Origin of the sequence: Stenotrophomonas sp. (genome assembly GCF_031995405.1) — a bacterium.
GTDB lineage: Bacteria > Pseudomonadota > Gammaproteobacteria > Xanthomonadales > Xanthomonadaceae > Stenotrophomonas.
The window spans coordinates 1-15,731 of record NZ_DAMAGC010000099.1 but is presented as its reverse complement, the minus strand read 5'-3'; the positions used below and the strand labels follow the sequence as shown (position 1 = coordinate 15,731).

The window sequence follows — 15,731 nt, the reverse complement described above, 5'->3', positions numbered from 1 at the left end:
TGCGCGTGCAGAAGGATGGCCTCGAACGGGAGGTGCCCCGGGTGCTGGCTCGCAAAGGACGCATGGTCGGCCGGGTGCCAGTCCTGGGTCGCCACCACGGTGCGGTAGCGGCGCTGGGCCAGCAGCGCCGCAATCGGTGCCACCAGCGCATCGCCCTGCTCGCAGGCCAGTGCGCCGCCGGGCATGAAGTCCGGCTGCAGGTCGATCACCAGCAGGGCAACATCGGCGGGTAGGGCGGCGGTCATGGCAGATCCAACACAGCGAAAGCGGGGCAACCAGCGTGGCGGGCCCGTGTGCGCACGTCAATCGCCCGGGGGCGCGTCGTTGTCCTGCCCGTAATACAACAGGCCGATCTTGATCCGCTCACGGCCGGTTTCGCGGCGGTGCCGGTTGGCATCGCGCAGCGAGTACACGCAGCCGCAGTATTCCTGCTGGTAGAACTGCTCGCGCTTGCTGATCTCCACCATGCGCGCGGCGCCGCCGCCCTTGCGCCAGTTGTAGTCCCAGTACTGGATGCCCGGGTAATGCGCGGCGGCGCGATGGCCGCAGTCGTTGATCTGGTTCATGTCCTTCCAGCGCGAGATGCCCAGCGAACTGCTGATCACCGCAAAGCCGTTCTCGTGCGCATACAGCGCAGTACGCACGAAGCGCATGTCGAAGCACATCGTGCAGCGGATGCCACGCTCGGGCGCGTTCTCCATGCCGCGTGCGCGCGCGAACCAGTTGTCGGTGTCGTAGTCGGCGTCCACGAACGGCACGCCGTGTTTTTCGGCAAAGCGGATGTTCTCCTGCTTGCGCAGCTCGTATTCGCGCGCCGGATGGATGTTGGGGTTGTAGAAGAAGATCGTGTAGTCGATCCCGGAGGCGGTGATGGCCTCCATGACTTCGCCCGAGCATGGCGCGCAGCATGAGTGCAGCAGCAGCCGGGTATGGCCGTCGGGCAGGGACAGGGTGGGGCGGTCGAGCGGGGTAACGGTAGGCGTGGTCATGCGGTTCTCGTCGACTGCACCGCCGGCAACGGCGGCGGTGCAGTCCCTGGGGTCATCTACAGAGGGTGGATCAGGCAGCGTTGGCGTCGGCGTTTTCCGCGCGCAGTTCGCGTGCGGCGGCCACCAGCGCTTCCAGCGCGGCGCGGGTTTCCTTCCAGCCGCGGGTCTTCAGCCCACAGTCCGGGTTGACCCAGATCTGCTCGGGCCGCAGCACTTCGGCCGCCTTGCGCAACAGCGCCACCATCTCTTCCTTGTCCGGCACGCGCGGGGAGTGGATGTCGTACACGCCCGGGCCGATCTCGTTGGGGTACTGGAAGCGCACGAACGCATCCAGCAGTTCCATGCGCGAGCGCGAGGTCTCTATGGAGATCACGTCGGCATCCATCGCCGCCACCGAGTGGATGATGTCGTTGAACTCGGAATAGCACATGTGGGTGTGGATCTGGGTGGCATCGCGCACGCCGCTGGCACTGATCCGGAACGCTTCCACCGCCCAGTCCAGGTACTCGCGCCATTGCGCGCGGCGCAGCGGCAGGCCTTCGCGGATCGCCGGCTCGTCGATCTGGATCACGCCGATGCCGGCCGCTTCCAGGTCCAGCACCTCATCACGCAGCGCCAGCGCGATCTGTCGGCAGGTATCGGCGCGGGACTGGTCATCGCGTACGAACGACCACTGCAGCACCGTCACCGGGCCGGTCAGCATGCCCTTCATCGGGCGGTCGGTCAGCGACTGCGCGTACTGCGACCAGCGCACCGTCATCGGCTGCGGACGGGTCACATCGCCGAAGATCACCGGCGGTTTGACGCAACGCGAGCCGTAGCTCTGCACCCAGCCATTCCTGGTGAAGGCAAAGCCGTCGAGTTGTTCGCCGAAGTACTCGACCATGTCGTTGCGTTCGAATTCGCCGTGCACCAGCACGTCCAACCCGATCTGCTCCTGCACGCGCACGCAGTGTTCGGTCTGGGTGGCGAGGAACGCATCGTAGTCGGCGTCGGAGAGCTTGCCGGACTTGTTGCGGGCACGCGCCTCGCGCACCTCCAGGGTCTGCGGGAACGAGCCGATCGTGGTGGTCGGGAAACGTGGCAGCTTCAGGGCGCCGGCCTGCGCCAGATGCCGTTGCGGGTACGCGCTGTGGCGCTGCGCATCGGCGGCGGTCAGGCCGGCCAGGCGTGCGGCCACGGCCGGCTTGTGCACGCGCGGCGACTGCCGGCGCGACTCGATGCGTGCGCGCGACTCGGCCAGCCCGGCCTCGGCGTGCGGTTGGGCGTCCAGCGCATCGGCCAGCAGACGCAGCTCCTGCAGCTTCTGCTTCGAGAACGCCAGCCAGCCACGCAGTTCGTCATCCAGTTTGGTTTCCAGCGCCAGGTCCACCGGGCTGTGCAGCAGCGAACACGACGGTGCCAGCCACAGCCGGTCGCCGAGGTGACCGTGTGCGTAGCGGGCCAATACCAGCGCGTTGTCCAGGTGGGTGCGCCAGATGTTGCGGCCGTTGACCAGGCCGGCCGACAGCACGCGGTCGGCCGGCAGTACCTTCAGCACGGCGTCCAGCTGCTCCGGTGCGCGCACCAGGTCCACGTGCAGGCCATCGACCGGTAGCGCGGCGGCCAGGCCGAGGTTGTCCTCGAGCGCGCCGAAATACGTGGCCAACAGCACCTTTGGGCGTGGCACGCCGGACAACACCGCATAGGCATGCTCGAACGCGGCGCGCGCGCTGTGGTCCAGGTCCTGCACCAGCACCGGCTCGTCCAGCTGTACCCACTGCGCGCCCGCGTCCTTGAGGGTGGCCAGCAGCTCGGCATACACGGGCAACAGCGCATCCAGCAGGTCCAGCGCCGGGCTGCCGTCCACGGTCTTGGACAGCAGCAGGAAGCTGACCGGCCCCAGCAGCACCGGACGCGTCTCGATGCCCAGCGCCTTGGCCTCGCGGTACTCGGCCAGCGGCTTGTCGCCGCGCAGCGCGAAGCCCTGGCCGGCCTGCAGTTCGGGCACCAGGTAGTGGTAGTTGGTGTCGAACCACTTGGTCATTTCCAGCGCGTGCAGGTCATAGCCGTCGCGCTGCACGCCGCGGGCCAGGGCGAAGTACCCGGCCAGCGGCTCGGCGTCGGCCAGCGCGCGGTAGCGGGCCGGGATCGCATCGAACAGGAAGGCAGTGTCCAGCACCTGGTCGTAAAAGCTGAAATCGTTGCTCGGCGGCGCATCCACGCCGGCCTCGCGCTGCAGCTGCCAGTGACGTGCACGCAGCTCGCGTGCGGTGGCCTGCAGTGCATCGGCCGAGCTTTCGCCGGCCCAGTACTGTTCAAGCGCCCGCTTCAGTTCGCGCTTGGCGCCGATGCGGGGGAAACCCAGGTTGGTAACAGTGGTCATGGAACGTGTCCTCATTGCAGTAGCGGCATTGAGGAACGAAGGAACCGCGCGCCGACCACGCCATTGCTGCCGTGCCCGCCCCGCCAGCGACCTTCGCCCCCGCGGGCGAACCGGATGTCGTGGAGCGGACGCACGGGGGCGGCGCCAGGCGGATGGCATGGCGGCAGGCCCCGGCAACCTCCCCGCGGACGTTCCAGGTCGAATCAGGGGACGGTCGTGTCCCCCGGCCGGGGCCGGTATTCGGGCTGATGGACACAGGCGCGCTGCGCCTACCTAGTACCTGCCGCTTCCCAGGCGGTCAGGCCCAGTGCTGTTGGCAGGATTCGTTTCCATTCACCGCTGCGGGGCAGCTCCGGAATGGGCGCACGAGGCGCCTTCACCGGATTCCCGTTTAAACCCATCCCTTCATCTGCATGAAGAGATGAATACCTTCGGCCCGCACAAGGTAGGCCGAAGGCGGGCGGGGGTCAAGGGGGCGTCAGACGGGACTGATGCAGGGGGAACCCACGGACGATGCGATGTCGTCCGTACCGAATGCCGCTCACGCTGCGTGGTGGTACGGCTCGATGCGCGCCAGGACGTCGGCCAGTTCGTCCCGGGCTTTGGCTGCGTCGTGGGCCATCTGCAGGTTGAGCCAGAAGGCATCGCTGGTGCCGAAGAAGCGCGCCAGGCGCAACGCCGTGTCGGCGGTGATGCTGCGTCGGCCGGCGATGATTTCGCCGATGCGGGTCTGCTTCACGTCGATGGACTTGGCCAGGCGGTAGGCCGTCATGCCGAAGGGAGTGAGGAACTCCTCTTGCAGGATTTCACCCGGGTGCGGATAAGGAATCGAACGCATGTAGGCAGTCCTCAGTGGTAGTCGCAAAGCTCTACGTCGGCAGGACCTGCATCGGTCCATGTGAAGCACAGTCGGTACTGGTCGTTGACCCGGATGCTGTGTTGACCCGCACGATCGGCACGCAGTGGCTCCAGACGGTTGGCCGGTGGAATGCGCAGGTCCTTGAGCCGGACAGCGGCATCCAGCATGGCGAGCTTCCGCATTGCAACGCGCTGGATATCCTGAAATCTTCGGACGCGCCTTCCGATGAACAGGCTCTTGGTAGTGATGCACCGGAAAGAGACGATGGACATGACGTATCCCTGTGGATTCAATGATATCGAAGTACGGTAGTATCGTCAAGCGAGACTAGTTGGGCTTCCATACGCACGCCGGTTTATTGGGCACACCTCGCTCTTGATGCTCGCGGAGATTTGCGCACGCGAACGCGCATGCGGTCACGAGCGCGCGACGCCAGTCATCGATTTCAGGTATCGATCCTGGAGGTTCGTCTGGCTGCGGATTCCCGCACAGGGGGTGCCCTGCTCAAGCCGGTCGTGTTCCAACGCGCCACCACCGCATCGTCTTTGCACATCCAAGGGAAACTGCTTACACGCAGGCCCCACTGCATCCGCCGCGCCGCTGGCTGCGTATCTGCCCACGACCCCCACGTGGAGCCCCGCATGCGCCGTCCCCCTATGCCCGCGTTGCTGTTGCTGCTGTGCCCGGTGCTGCCGGCCGCCGCGCAGCAGGTGCAACGCCAGGAAGGCCGCGCCTACGCGCCGGACGATGGCCGCCTGCTGTATCGCGAGACCCACTGGTTGCAGGGGCCTCCGTCTGCACGCGCGCGGCTGGTGCTGTACCGCTGTGCCGACGGCCGCGCCTTCGCACGCAAGTGGATGACGCCTCAGGGCAGCGCGCAGACGCCTGATTTCGCCTTCGAGGATGCGCGCAACGGCTACCAGGAAGGCCTGCAGGGCAACGCCGCCACGCGCACTGTGTATGTGCGGGAAGACGCGCGCACCGAGCGGGTCAGCCGCGCGATCGCGATTCCGCCCGATGCGGTGGTCGACGCCGGCTTCGACGCGGCCGTGCTCGGCCACTGGGATGCGCTGCAGGCCGGGCGTCCGGTAGCGTTCCAGTTCCTGCTGCCCAGCCGCCAGCGTCTGGTCCCGCTGAAGCTGCAGCGCAGCAGCGCGGTGACGTGGCAGGGCCAACCAGCCGAGCAGCTGCAGATGCGCGTGGATGCGTGGTTCGGTTTTGCGGTGCCGGCGGTGAACCTGGTGTATGCCCGCGACAGCCCGCGCCTGCTCCAGTTCAGCGGCACCGGCAATGTGCGTGACGAACGCGGCCGCTACCCGCAGGTGCGGGTGGAGTTCCCCGACGCGCCGGTCGCGGCGACCGCCGCCGAACTGGGCGCGGCGCGCCAACAGCCGCTGGTGCGCACATGCAACGGTTGAGCGCCCCCTTGCAGAGCGCGTCCACAGCGACGACGATGCGGTCTGTCCCCCTGCCGACATTGAGCCTGCGATGCCTGAGCTGGACACTGCCGATTCCGGCGCCGCACGGCGCCTCGATGACCTGCTCGGCCGGGTCGCCGCAGGCGATCGCCAGGCGTTCGAGTCGGTCTACCAGCTGGCCTCGGGGCGCCTGTTTGCGATCTGCCTGCACGTACTGCGCGACCGCAGCGATGCCGAAGAGGTGCTGCAGGACGTCTTCACCCGTGTCTGGCACAAGGCGGCGCAGTTCGATCGCGCAAAGGCGGGGGCCATGACCTGGTTGTCGATGATGGCGCGCAACCGCGCGATCGACCGCCTGCGCGCGGCGCCACCGCGTCCGCTGGATGACCTGTCGGTGGCCGACGAAATCCCCGACTTCGCCCCGCAACCGGCGCAGGTGGCCGAACAGGCCTCCGATCGACAGCGCCTGGACGGCTGCCTGGACACGCTGGAGCCGCGTCGGCGCTCGCTGATCCGGCTGGCGTTCCTGGAGGGCGCCAGCTATGAGGAACTGGCGCGCCGGATCGGCTCGCCGCTGGGCTCGGTGAAAAGCTGGATCCGCCGCGGCCTGGGCCAACTGCGGGTGTGCCTGGAGCAATGAACATCCGCGACCGCCCCGATCTGCCTGACGACGGCCAGCCGCCCAGTGCCGACCTCCTGGCCGGCGAGTACGTGCTCGGCGTGCTCGATGCGGACCAGCGGGCGGACGTTGAACGTCGCATCGTCAGCGACCCCGGTTTTGCCCGGCTGGTGACGCAATGGGAACACCGCCTGGCCCCGATGCTGGACGCGATGGGCAGTGAAGCCGTCCCGGCGCACCTGTGGCCGCGCATCCGCACCTCGCTGGGTTGGTCGTCGGTATCGACCCACGCGCCGCGCGCGTGGCAGCGCACCGGCTTCTGGCAGGGCATGACCGCGTTGGCGGCCATGGTGGCGTTGGTGGCGGTACTCAGCCGTGGCGACCTGGAGCCGGTGGCGCCGGTGCCCACGCCGGTGGCGGTCACACCGACCGCGCCACCGACGCCGGCCGAACCGGAGCAGGCGACCCGACCGGTCACCCCGTTGCTGCACGACGATGGCAGCCCCGGCTGGCTCGCGTCGGTGGACAAGGCCCAGGGCAAGGTGCTGATGGTGCCGGTGCCGACGGCGGCCGATGCCGCCGGACGCGCGCCCGAGTTGTGGCTGATCCCCGCCGGTGGCACGCCACGCTCGCTGGGCCTGGTGTCGATCAACCGCGCCCACACCGTGACGGTGCCCGATGCACTGCGTGATGCGCTGGTGAACGGGTCTGTGCTCGCGGTCACGCTGGAACCGGCCGGCGGCGCACCGCAGGGTGTCCCGACCGGGCCGATTGTTGCCAAAGGCGACATCGCCACGCTGTAAAACACGTTTTATTTCCGGATTCGTGCATCCGGATGGCCCTGATTCCCGTATCTCCTGACAAGAACGCCAGGAGATGCGCGAAATGTCGGCCGGACCCGCCACTGCTGCAGCACGCAAGCCCCGCCGTGGCCCTTGGGCCACCGTGCGGCGCTGGTTCGATACCAGTGCCGACACGCCGGTGGCTGCCGAGGCGGCCACGCGGGTGGACTGGCTGCGCGCCATTCCCTTCGCCGCGATGCACCTGGCCTGCTTCGCCGTGATCTGGGTGGGCGTGTCGTGGGTGGCGGTCGCTGTGGCGGTGGCGCTGTATGCCGTGCGCATGTTCGCGATCACCGCCTTCTACCATCGCTACTTCTCGCACCGCACGTTCCGCACCTCGCGCGTGGTGCAGTTCGTATTCGCGCTGATCGGCGCCGCCAGCGTGCAGCGCGGGCCGCTGTGGTGGGCCGCGCACCATCGCAACCACCATCGCCACACCGATACCGCTGCTGATCCGCATTCCCCGTCGGTGCACGGCTTCTGGTGGAGCCACATGGGCTGGTTCCTCACCACCGAAGGGTTCCGCACCGATTGGGACCGTATCCCGGACCTGGCCAAGTACCCCGAACTGCGCTGGCTGGACCGTTTCGACACGCTGGTGCCGATCGCGCTGGCGGCCGCGTTGTTCGGCCTGGGCGTGTTGCTGGAACACGTCGCGCCCTCGTGGGGCACCAGTGGCGGGCAGATGCTGGTGTGGGGCTTCTTCATTTCCACCATCGTGCTGTTCCACGCCACGGTGACGATCAACTCGCTGGCGCACCGCTTCGGCCGGCAGCGCTTCGCCACCGGCGACGATAGCCGCAACAACCTGTGGCTGGCGCTGCTGACCTTCGGCGAAGGCTGGCACAACAACCACCATTTTTTCCCCGGCACCGCGCGCCAGGGCTTCTACTGGTGGGAGGTGGATGTCACCTGGTACGGGCTGCGGCTGATGGCTGCGCTTGGCCTGGTGCGCGATCTCAAGCCGGTCCCGGCCTGGGTACTGGCCAAGGCGGAGCACTGACATGCGCATCGCAGTGATCGGATCGGGCATCGCCGGCCTGGCCAGCGCCTGGTGGCTGGGCCAGCAGCATGAGGTGACGCTGTTCGAGGCCAACGACTATCTCGGCGGCCATACCCACACCCATCAGGTGCAGGTGGATGGCCGCACGCACGCGGTGGACACCGGCTTCATCGTGTTCAATCCGTTGCACTACCCGCTGCTCACCGCCCTGTTCGACGAGCTCAACGTGGCCTCGCAGCCGACCACGATGAGTTTCTCGGTGCACAGCGAGCGCAGTGGCCTGGAATACAACGCCACCTCGCTGGACGGGCTGTTCTGCCAGCGCCGCAACCTGGTCTCGCCGCGCTTCTGGGGCATGCTGGCGGACTTGCGCCGCTTCTATCGCGACGCGCCGGCGCTGCTGCTCGGTGATGACGAGGGTCCGTCGCTGGGCGACTACCTGAGCGCCGGCAAGTACGGCCGTGCATTCATCGATGAGCACCTGCTGCCGATGGCCTCTGCGCTGTGGTCCTCGCCGACTGCCAGCCTTGCCGCCTTCCCGGCACGCTATCTGGTGCAGTTCATGGCCAACCACCAGATGCTGCAGGTCAGCGGTCGGGCGCCGTGGCGGGTGGTGCAGGGCGGGTCGTCGCGCTATATCGAGGCGATGCGCCGACGCTGGCAGGTCCGCGAACGGCTGGATTGCCGGGTGTTCGGGGTGGAGCGCCACGAGCATGGCGTGCGCGTACACAGCGCGGCCGGACTGGAGGGCTTCGACCAGATGGTGCTGGCCTGTCACAGCGACCAGGCGCTGGCGCTGCTGTCCGACGCGGACGCGGCAGAACGCAGCGTGCTCGGCGCGATCCGCTACCAGCCCAACGACGTGGTGTTGCATACCGATGCGAGCCTGCTGCCGCGCAACCGCAAGGCGTGGGCGGCGTGGAACGCGCACGTGCCGGCCAGCCCGCTGGCGCCATGCACGGTCAGCTACCTGATGAACCAGCTGCAGGGCATCGATACGCCCACGCCGCTGGTGGTCACCTTGAACCGCACCGCGGCGATCGACCCGGGCAAGGTGCTGCGCCAGCTGCAGTACGCCCATCCGGTGCACGACCATGCCATGGTGCGTGCGCAGCAGCGCTGGGCCGAGATCCAGGGCCGGCGCCGCACCTGGTTTGCCGGTGCCTACTGGGGCTGGGGCTTCCACGAAGACGGTATCCGCAGCGCGCGGCGCGTGGTCGATGCGTTGCAGACGCTCGACGCCGAGTCGTACTGGCCGTTGACGCAGGCCCTGCCGGCGTGACCGCCAGCGCGCTGTATCGCGGTCGGATGCGCCATCGCCGGCATGCGCCGCACGCGCATGCGTTCGGGTATCCGGTGGCGCAGCTGCTGCTCGACTTGGACGAGCTGGACACCGTGTTCCAACGGCGCTGGCTGTGGTCGGTGGGCCGCCGCAACGTGGCAGAGTTCCGCCGCAGCGATTATCTGGGCGATCCCGACCAGCCACTTGCCGATGCCGTGCGTGCACGCATCACCGAGGCACTGGGCCGTGCGCCCTCCGGGCCGATCCGCCTGCTCACCCACCTGCGTTACGCCGGCCATGTGTTCAACCCGGTCAGCTTCTACTACTGCTACGCCGCCGACCGCAGCACGCTGGACTGCATCGTTGCCGAGATCACCAACACGCCGTGGAAAGAGCGGCACGCCTACGTGCTGCCGGTGACCAGCGCCGACGCGCAGGGCCGCGCGCTGGCCTGGGAATTCGACAAGCAGTTCCACGTTTCCCCGTTCATGCAGATGGACTGCCGCTACCGCTGGCGCTTCACCGCCCCGGGCGATGACCTGCACGTGCACATGCAGGTCTGGCGCGAGGGGACGCGCCAGTTCGACGCCGATTTGGTGCTGCAGCGCCACCCGCTCACCGGTGCCGGCTTGGCCGGCGTGCTGCTGCGCTATCCGCTGATGACCCTGCAGGTGGTGGCTGCCATCCATTGGCAGGCCCTGCGGCTGTGGCTCAAGCGCAATCCTGTCCATGACCATCCTTCGCTTGCTGGAAAACGCCCATGAACGACATGACCCGGCCTGCCGCGCTGCCGACACCCAGCGCGCTGGAGCGCTTCCTGCGCACGCGCCTGCTGGCCCAGCTGGCCCCGCTGCACGATGGCTGCCTGCAGCTGCGTGACGCAGCCGGCGACGTGCTGCTGGGCGACCCCGCCGCACCGTTGCGCGTCACCGTGTGGGTAGACGATCCGGCGTTCTATCGCGCGGTGGCCGCGCAGGGCAGCGTCGGCGCCGGCGAGGCCTACATCCGCGGCGACTGGCGGTGCAGCGACCTGGTCGCGCTGGTGCAGCTGCTGGTGCGCAACCGCGACCTGCTCGACGGCATGGAGCGTGGCGTGGCGCGCGTCGGTGGCTGGCTGCTCAAGGGCTGGAACCGGCTACGCCGCAATACCCGCGAAGGCAGCCGCCGCAATATCGCCGCGCACTACGACCTGGGCAATCCGTTCTTCTCGCTGTTCCTGTCCAGCGACCTGATGTACTCCTCGGCGCTGTATGCCGCGCCCACCGACCCGCTGGAGGTCGCCTCGCGGCGCAAGCTGGCGCGCATCTGCGAGCAGTTGCAGCTCACCGCCGACGACCACGTGGTCGAGATCGGTACCGGCTGGGGCGGCTTCGCGTTGTATGCCGCCGGCGAGATCGGCTGCCGCGTCACCACCACCACCATCTCGGTGGAGCAGTACACGTTGGCCAGACAACGGGTCGAAGCGGCCGGCCTGCAGGACAAGGTGACCCTGCTGCTCAAGGACTACCGCGACCTGGAGGGCCAATACGACAAGCTGGTCTCCATCGAGATGATCGAGGCGATCGGCGCGCAGTACCTGGACACCTATTTCGCCACGCTCACCGGCCTGCTCAAGCCGGACGGACTGGCCCTGCTGCAGGCCATCACCATCGAAGACCAGCGCTACGAACAGGCACGGCGCAGCGTGGACTACATCAAGCGCTTCGTGTTCCCCGGCAGCTTCATTCCCTCGATCAACGCGATCATCGCCGCCAAGACCCGCAGCAGCGACCTGCAGCTGATCGGACAGCACGACTTCGGGCATTCCTACGCGCTGACCCTGCGCGCCTGGCGGCAACGCTTTCTCGCGCAACTGCCGGCGGTGCGGACGCAGGGCTTCGATGAGCGCTTCATCCGCATGTGGGAGTTCTACCTGGCCTACTGCGAAGGCGGTTTCCTCGAGCGTTCGATCGGGGTCTCGCACCTGCTGATGGCGCGCCCGGACTACCGCCCGCCGCTGGCCGGAACGGTCGCCTGAGATGCTGCGCTTCTGGGCCAACGTGATCGGCAACCAGCTGGTGTGGCTGTGCGCGGTGATCGGTGCCGGGCATGGCCTGCGCTGGCCGGCGCTGCTGGCGGCCGCGGTGTACGTGGGCAGCCAGCTGGCCATGTCGCCACACCCCGGTGTCGAGCTCCGGCTGCTGGGCGTTGCGCTGTTGTGCGGGCTGCTGGTTGATGGGGTGGCCGCTGGCTCGGGCTGGGTGCAGTACGCCGCCGGCAACGATCCTGCCTGGCTCGCGCCGGTGTGGATCCTGGCCTTGTGGGCCGCGTTTGCAATGACCCTGACCGTGTCCTTCGCGGCCTTGCAGCGTCACCTGCGCATCGCCGCGCTGGTCGGGCTGTTGCTGGCACCGCTGGCCTACCTGTCCGCCGCGCGCGGCTGGGCATCGGTGAGCTTCAGTGAACCGCGCTGGCACGGCATCGTCCTGCTCGGCATTGGCTGGTCGATGGCGTTGCCCTTGTTGGCGGCCTGCGCGCGTCACTGGCAGCGCACGCCGCCGTACCGCCTTACGGATGGATCGGGAGAACACGCATGAAGCTGTTGTGGTGGGTGTGGCTGTATGCCGCGGTGATCATGAGCTGGGGCTGGTGGTGGCAGCGTCGCCACCAGAACATCGGCGTGGTCGATGTGCTCTGGGCCAAGGGCGTGGGCGCCTCGGCACTGCTGCTGGCCCTGCTTGGCGATGGTGCCGCCGCGCCGCGCGTTGCCTTGGCGGTGCTGGGCGGGCTGTGGGGATCGCGGCTTGCGCTGCATCTGTGGCACCGCGTGCGCAGCGAACCCGAGGATGGCCGCTACCAGCACCTGCGCAGGCACTGGAACGGTCACCAGGGCAAGATTTTCGGCTTCTTCCAGTTCCAGGCGTTGCTGATCGTGCTGTTCGCGCTTCCCTTCGTGGCGGTCACGCACAACCCGCAGCGCGATGGGATCGGCTGGATCGTCGGCGCGGTGGCGGTATGGCTGCTCAGCGTCGGCGGCGAAGCCATCGCTGACCGCCAGCTGGCGCGCTTCCGTGCCAACCCGGCCAACAAGGGCAAGACCTGCCGCGACGGCCTGTGGCGCTACTCGCGCCATCCCAACTATTTCTTCGAATGGCTGCACTGGTTCACCTACGTGCTGCTGGCGGTGCACTCGCCGCTGTGGTGGCTGGCCTGGTCCGGCCCGCTGGTGATGTACGTGTTCCTGCGCTGGGTGAGCGGGATTCCGTTCACCGAGGCGCAGGCGCTGCGGACGCGCGGTGAGGACTACCGCCAGTACCAGCGCACCACGCCGATGCTGTTCCCCTGGTTTCCCTCCCGCACATCGCACCCCCGCAAGGAGCCGTCCCCGTGAATGCCGCCAGTGACTACCTGCCCGCGCCCGACCACGCCGCAGGCCTGACCGGCCTTGCCGAGCGCGGCCTGCTGCCCGATGCGCTGCTGCGCCTGGGCATCCGCCGCCAATGCGAACAGCGCCTGCGCGATGAACTGGCGGGCGGCCAGGAGGCCCAGTCGCGGCGCTTCGCCGAGCGCATCGCCGGGCTCTCGCACAGCGCGGTGGCGCTGCATGTGGATGCCGCCAACCGCCAGCACTACGAAGTGCCGGCGCGCTTCTTCGAGCTTTGCCTGGGCAAGCGCTTCAAGTACAGCAGCTGTTACTACCCCACCGGAACCGAGAGCCTGGACGAAGCGGAAGAGGCGATGCTGGCGCTGTACGGGCAACGCGCCCAGCTTGCCGATGGCCAGGACATCCTGGAGCTGGGCTGCGGCTGGGGCTCGCTGACGCTGTGGATGGCCGAGCATTATCCGAATGCGCGCATCACCGCCGTGTCCAATTCCAACAGCCAGCGCGAACACATCCAGGCGCAGTGCCGCCTGCGCGGCCTGGTCAACGTGACCGTGCTTACCCGCGACGTCAACCACCTCACGCTGGATGCCGGCACGTTCGATCGCTGCGTCTCCATCGAAATGTTCGAGCACATGCGCAACTACCAGCAGCTGCTGCAGCGCATCCACGGTTGGTTGCGCCCGGAGGGCAAGCTGTTCGTGCATATCTTCGTGCATCGCACGCTGATGTACCCCTTCGAGACCGAGGGCGAAGACAACTGGATGGGCCGACATTTCTTCACCGGCGGCCTGATGCCCGCCGCCGATACCCTGCTGTGCTTCCAGCAGCACCTGCACCTGCAGCGGCGCTGGCTGCTCGACGGTACCCATTACGAACGCACGGCCAACCATTGGCTGGCCAACCAGGATCGTGAGCGCGATGCCGTTCTGGAGGTCATGCGCCAATGCTATGGCGCGCCGTCGGCAGCCCTGTGGGCACAGCGCTGGCGCATGTTCTGGATGGCCTGCGCCGAGCTGTTCGGTTACCAGAACGGCCAGCAGTGGCAGGTGGCCCATTACCTGTTCGCGCGCCCGTGAACATTCCACGTTACCTGAGGAAATCGCCATGTCGATCCGTGCCGTCGTTCCGCTGCTGCTGCTGGCCAGTCTGATGACCGGCTGCGGTGGCAATGCCCGTCCCATTCCCCCGGTGGCCGAGGTGGATGTACCGCGCTTCATGGGCGACTGGTATGTCATCGCCCATATCCCGAGCCGACCCGAGCGCAACGCCTTCGATGCGGTCGAATCGTATGCTCTGCGTCCGGACGGCCGCATCCAGACCACCTTCCGCTACCGCAAGGGCAGCTTCGATGCACCGGTCAAGACGATGCATCCGGTTGGCACGGTGAAGCCGGGCACGAACGGGGCCGAGTGGGGCATGCAGTTCATCTGGCCGATCAAGGCCGAATACGTGATCGTTTACCTGGATGCTGACTACCAGCAGACCATCGTCGGGCGCAGCAAGCGCGACTACGTGTGGCTGATGTCGCGCACGCCGAAGATGTCCGACGCCGACTACGACAAGGCCACCGCCCGCATCGCCGCGCTTGGTTATGACCTGTCCAAGCTGCGGCGGGTACCGCAGTCCGGCGGCGTGAAGCAGCCGTAACTGCGGCGCCGTTCTCAGGCGTTGAGAAGGCGCTCGGCGATACTGTCCCCCTGGCCCCGCTTGAACGTCCCGTCACTGTGCGGGCACATGCGGGCGCCACACTGCAGCAGCACGGAGGCGCCGGAGGCCCACGGACGGGGGCATGCGCGGGCAGGGCGCGCGGTGGGTGGACAGAGGACGCGACGTGGCGGACAAGTACTGCGATCTGGTCATGAAGGGCGGCATCACCAGCGGCATCGTGTATCCCAACGCGGTGCTGTCACTGGCCCGCCAATACCGCTTCAAGAACATCGGCGGCACCTCGGCCGGGGCGATCGCCGCCGCCGTTGCCGCGGCCGCTGCGTTTGGCGACCGTCGTCGTCACAGCGGCGAGGCGGTGGCCGAGCAGGTGGGCTTCCCCGGGCTGGCGGCGGTATCGACGCAACTGTCCACGCGCGGCTTCATCTACAGTCTGTTCCAGCCGGCCCCCGGCGCGCGCACCGCATTCCGGCTGCTGGTGATGCTCACCGGCAAATCCAGCCTGCCGCGCAAGATCGTCTGCCTGCTCGCGGCGGTGTTTGCCATCGCACCGCTGGAGCTGTCGGTTGCCCTGGTGGGCCTGCTCGGCATCGGCTGGCTGGCTGCCGGCGCGGACGGCGTACTGGCCACATTGCTGCCCTCGCTGCTGTGCGCCTATGGCGCCGGCGTGCTGGCGTCGGCGCTGCGGGTGGCGCGGGTGGCGCGGCGCAATCTGCTTGGTCTGTGCAACGGCAGCACCCAGGCCGGCGCCGCCACGCCCGCGCTGACCGACTGGCTGCACGAACGCCTGCAGACGCTGTCCGGCAAGCCCTTGGCGCAACCGCTGACCTTCGGCGACCTGCACCAGGCGCCGCGCTACCTCGGCGAACCCGCTGCCGAGCAGGCAATCAGCCTGAAGATGATCACCACCTGCATCTCGCACACCGAGCCGCGCACGCTGCCGTTCAGCGCCGCGCACTTCTGGTTCGTGCGCGAGGAATTCGACCCGCTGTTCCCGGCCAGCGTGGTGGACTGGCTGGTGGCGCAGGCCGGCGCGCCCGAGCACATCGACGGACGCGACTATTACCGTCTGGTGGATGGCGACCGGCTGCCGGTGCTGGTGGCCACGCGCATGAGCCTGAGTTTCCCGCTGCTGATCAGCGCGGTGCCACTGCACGAGCCGGCGCGGCGCGAGCGGCGCTGCGAGCCGGTGGTGGAGTCATCGACCCGACACGAAGAGAGCGGTGTTGTCGACAGCATGGAAGGGCTGACCAGCGGCGGGCAGAACTGCGGCCCGGTGATCACCGCCTTCCGCGTGTGCTGGTTCTCCGATGGCGGCATCAGCA

15 protein-coding genes, 2 pseudogenes and 1 riboswitch are annotated in these 15,731 nt (G+C 68.0%); of the genes and pseudogenes, 12 read left to right on the top strand and 5 right to left on the bottom strand.

Translation table 11 applies throughout. The annotated features are described in order from the left end of the window. From RTO53_RS15335 to RTO53_RS15315, 5 genes and pseudogenes are all read right to left on the bottom strand, one after another. Positions 1 to 245 (bottom strand): annotated as a pseudogene (locus RTO53_RS15335) (nicotinamidase); the annotation flags it as partial. A gap of 57 nt (positions 246 to 302) precedes the next feature. Further along, positions 303 to 989 (bottom strand): epoxyqueuosine reductase QueH, encoded by a 687-nt coding sequence (locus RTO53_RS15330; RefSeq protein WP_312238607.1) that lies wholly within the window; start codon positions 987 to 989, stop codon positions 303 to 305. 70 nt (positions 990 to 1,059) lie between these two features. Further along, the gene (gene metE, locus RTO53_RS15325; protein WP_312238606.1) at positions 1,060 to 3,354 is read right to left on the bottom strand and encodes a 5-methyltetrahydropteroyltriglutamate--homocysteine S-methyltransferase; all 2,295 of its coding nucleotides are present in this window, start codon (positions 3,352 to 3,354) and stop codon (positions 1,060 to 1,062) included. A 213-nt stretch (positions 3,355 to 3,567) separates the two neighbouring features. Then, positions 3,568 to 3,802, bottom strand: a riboswitch (cobalamin riboswitch). A 93-nt stretch (positions 3,803 to 3,895) separates the two neighbouring features. Continuing rightward, a complete protein-coding gene (locus RTO53_RS15320) occupies positions 3,896 to 4,192 on the bottom strand; it encodes a HigA family addiction module antitoxin (protein ID WP_312238605.1) in 297 nt (98 codons plus the stop codon). 11 nt (positions 4,193 to 4,203) lie between these two features. Beyond that, the gene (locus RTO53_RS15315; protein WP_312238604.1) at positions 4,204 to 4,485 is read right to left on the bottom strand and encodes a type II toxin-antitoxin system RelE/ParE family toxin; all 282 of its coding nucleotides are present in this window, start codon (positions 4,483 to 4,485) and stop codon (positions 4,204 to 4,206) included. A gap of 369 nt (positions 4,486 to 4,854) precedes the next feature. Between RTO53_RS15315 and RTO53_RS15310 the strand changes: the two genes are divergently transcribed. The 12 genes and pseudogenes from RTO53_RS15310 to RTO53_RS15255 form a co-directional block, all read left to right on the top strand. Further along, complete coding sequence (locus tag RTO53_RS15310; RefSeq protein ID WP_312238603.1) at positions 4,855 to 5,631, top strand: hypothetical protein; 777 nt, start codon at positions 4,855 to 4,857, stop codon at positions 5,629 to 5,631. A gap of 70 nt (positions 5,632 to 5,701) precedes the next feature. Further along, the gene (locus tag RTO53_RS15305; protein ID WP_312238602.1) at positions 5,702 to 6,271 is read left to right on the top strand and encodes a sigma-70 family RNA polymerase sigma factor; all 570 of its coding nucleotides are present in this window, start codon (positions 5,702 to 5,704) and stop codon (positions 6,269 to 6,271) included. Further along, positions 6,268 to 7,053 carry an anti-sigma factor gene (locus tag RTO53_RS15300; protein WP_312238601.1) on the top strand — a complete coding sequence of 262 codons (786 nt, stop codon included), beginning with the start codon at positions 6,268 to 6,270 and terminating at the stop codon, positions 7,051 to 7,053. The genes RTO53_RS15305 and RTO53_RS15300 overlap by 4 nt, the downstream gene beginning before the upstream one ends. 82 nt (positions 7,054 to 7,135) lie before the next feature. Continuing rightward, positions 7,136 to 8,095: a fatty acid desaturase gene (locus tag RTO53_RS15295; protein WP_312238600.1), complete on the top strand. Its 960-nt coding sequence runs from the start codon at positions 7,136 to 7,138 to the stop codon at positions 8,093 to 8,095. A 1-nt stretch (position 8,096) separates the two neighbouring features. After that, positions 8,097 to 9,377, top strand: a complete 1,281-nt coding sequence (locus RTO53_RS15290; protein WP_312238599.1) for an FAD-dependent oxidoreductase — start codon at positions 8,097 to 8,099, stop codon at positions 9,375 to 9,377. Next, on the top strand, positions 9,374 to 10,141 hold the full coding sequence (locus tag RTO53_RS15285; RefSeq protein ID WP_312238598.1) for a DUF1365 domain-containing protein: 768 nt from the start codon (positions 9,374 to 9,376) through the stop codon (positions 10,139 to 10,141). Before RTO53_RS15290 ends, RTO53_RS15285 begins: the two co-directional genes overlap by 4 nt. Next, the gene (locus RTO53_RS15280) at positions 10,138 to 11,394 is read left to right on the top strand and encodes a cyclopropane-fatty-acyl-phospholipid synthase family protein (RefSeq protein ID WP_312238597.1); all 1,257 of its coding nucleotides are present in this window, start codon (positions 10,138 to 10,140) and stop codon (positions 11,392 to 11,394) included. Before RTO53_RS15285 ends, RTO53_RS15280 begins: the two co-directional genes overlap by 4 nt. Position 11,395: 1 nt before the next feature. Continuing rightward, the gene (locus RTO53_RS15275) at positions 11,396 to 11,953 is read left to right on the top strand and encodes a DUF2878 domain-containing protein (protein ID WP_312238596.1); all 558 of its coding nucleotides are present in this window, start codon (positions 11,396 to 11,398) and stop codon (positions 11,951 to 11,953) included. Continuing rightward, positions 11,950 to 12,747, top strand: a complete 798-nt coding sequence (locus tag RTO53_RS15270; RefSeq protein ID WP_312238595.1) for a DUF1295 domain-containing protein — start codon at positions 11,950 to 11,952, stop codon at positions 12,745 to 12,747. The genes RTO53_RS15275 and RTO53_RS15270 overlap by 4 nt, the downstream gene beginning before the upstream one ends. Beyond that, entirely contained in the window at positions 12,744 to 13,817 is a 1,074-nt protein-coding gene (locus tag RTO53_RS15265) for a cyclopropane-fatty-acyl-phospholipid synthase family protein (RefSeq protein WP_312238594.1), read from the top strand. The genes RTO53_RS15270 and RTO53_RS15265 overlap by 4 nt, the downstream gene beginning before the upstream one ends. Before the next feature lie 28 nt (positions 13,818 to 13,845). Then, positions 13,846 to 14,388 (top strand): lipocalin family protein, encoded by a 543-nt coding sequence (locus tag RTO53_RS15260; RefSeq protein ID WP_312238593.1) that lies wholly within the window; start codon positions 13,846 to 13,848, stop codon positions 14,386 to 14,388. A gap of 142 nt (positions 14,389 to 14,530) precedes the next feature. Next, positions 14,531 to 15,731: pseudogene (locus RTO53_RS15255) on the top strand (patatin-like phospholipase family protein); the annotation flags it as partial.

Bases quoted from the DNA above. Each gene is read 5' to 3' on its own strand.
- RTO53_RS15330 (WP_312238607.1), bottom strand. From the start codon at position 989: ATGACCACGCCTACCGTTACCCCGCTCGACCGCCCCACCCTGTCCCTG.
- metE (WP_312238606.1), bottom strand. From the start codon at position 3,354: ATGACCACTGTTACCAACCTGGGTTTCCCCCGCATCGGCGCCAAGCGC.
- RTO53_RS15270 (WP_312238595.1), top strand. From the start codon at position 11,950: ATGAAGCTGTTGTGGTGGGTGTGGCTGTATGCCGCGGTGATCATGAGC.
- RTO53_RS15315 (WP_312238604.1), bottom strand. From the start codon at position 4,485: ATGTCCATCGTCTCTTTCCGGTGCATCACTACCAAGAGCCTGTTCATC.
- RTO53_RS15305 (WP_312238602.1), top strand. From the start codon at position 5,702: ATGCCTGAGCTGGACACTGCCGATTCCGGCGCCGCACGGCGCCTCGAT.
- RTO53_RS15295 (WP_312238600.1), top strand. From the start codon at position 7,136: ATGTCGGCCGGACCCGCCACTGCTGCAGCACGCAAGCCCCGCCGTGGC.
- RTO53_RS15280 (WP_312238597.1), top strand. From the start codon at position 10,138: ATGAACGACATGACCCGGCCTGCCGCGCTGCCGACACCCAGCGCGCTG.
- RTO53_RS15300 (WP_312238601.1), top strand. From the start codon at position 6,268: ATGAACATCCGCGACCGCCCCGATCTGCCTGACGACGGCCAGCCGCCC.
- RTO53_RS15260 (WP_312238593.1), top strand. From the start codon at position 13,846: ATGTCGATCCGTGCCGTCGTTCCGCTGCTGCTGCTGGCCAGTCTGATG.
- RTO53_RS15310 (WP_312238603.1), top strand. From the start codon at position 4,855: ATGCGCCGTCCCCCTATGCCCGCGTTGCTGTTGCTGCTGTGCCCGGTG.
- RTO53_RS15290 (WP_312238599.1), top strand. From the start codon at position 8,097: ATGCGCATCGCAGTGATCGGATCGGGCATCGCCGGCCTGGCCAGCGCC.
- RTO53_RS15320 (WP_312238605.1), bottom strand. From the start codon at position 4,192: ATGCGTTCGATTCCTTATCCGCACCCGGGTGAAATCCTGCAAGAGGAG.
- RTO53_RS15275 (WP_312238596.1), top strand. From the start codon at position 11,396: ATGCTGCGCTTCTGGGCCAACGTGATCGGCAACCAGCTGGTGTGGCTG.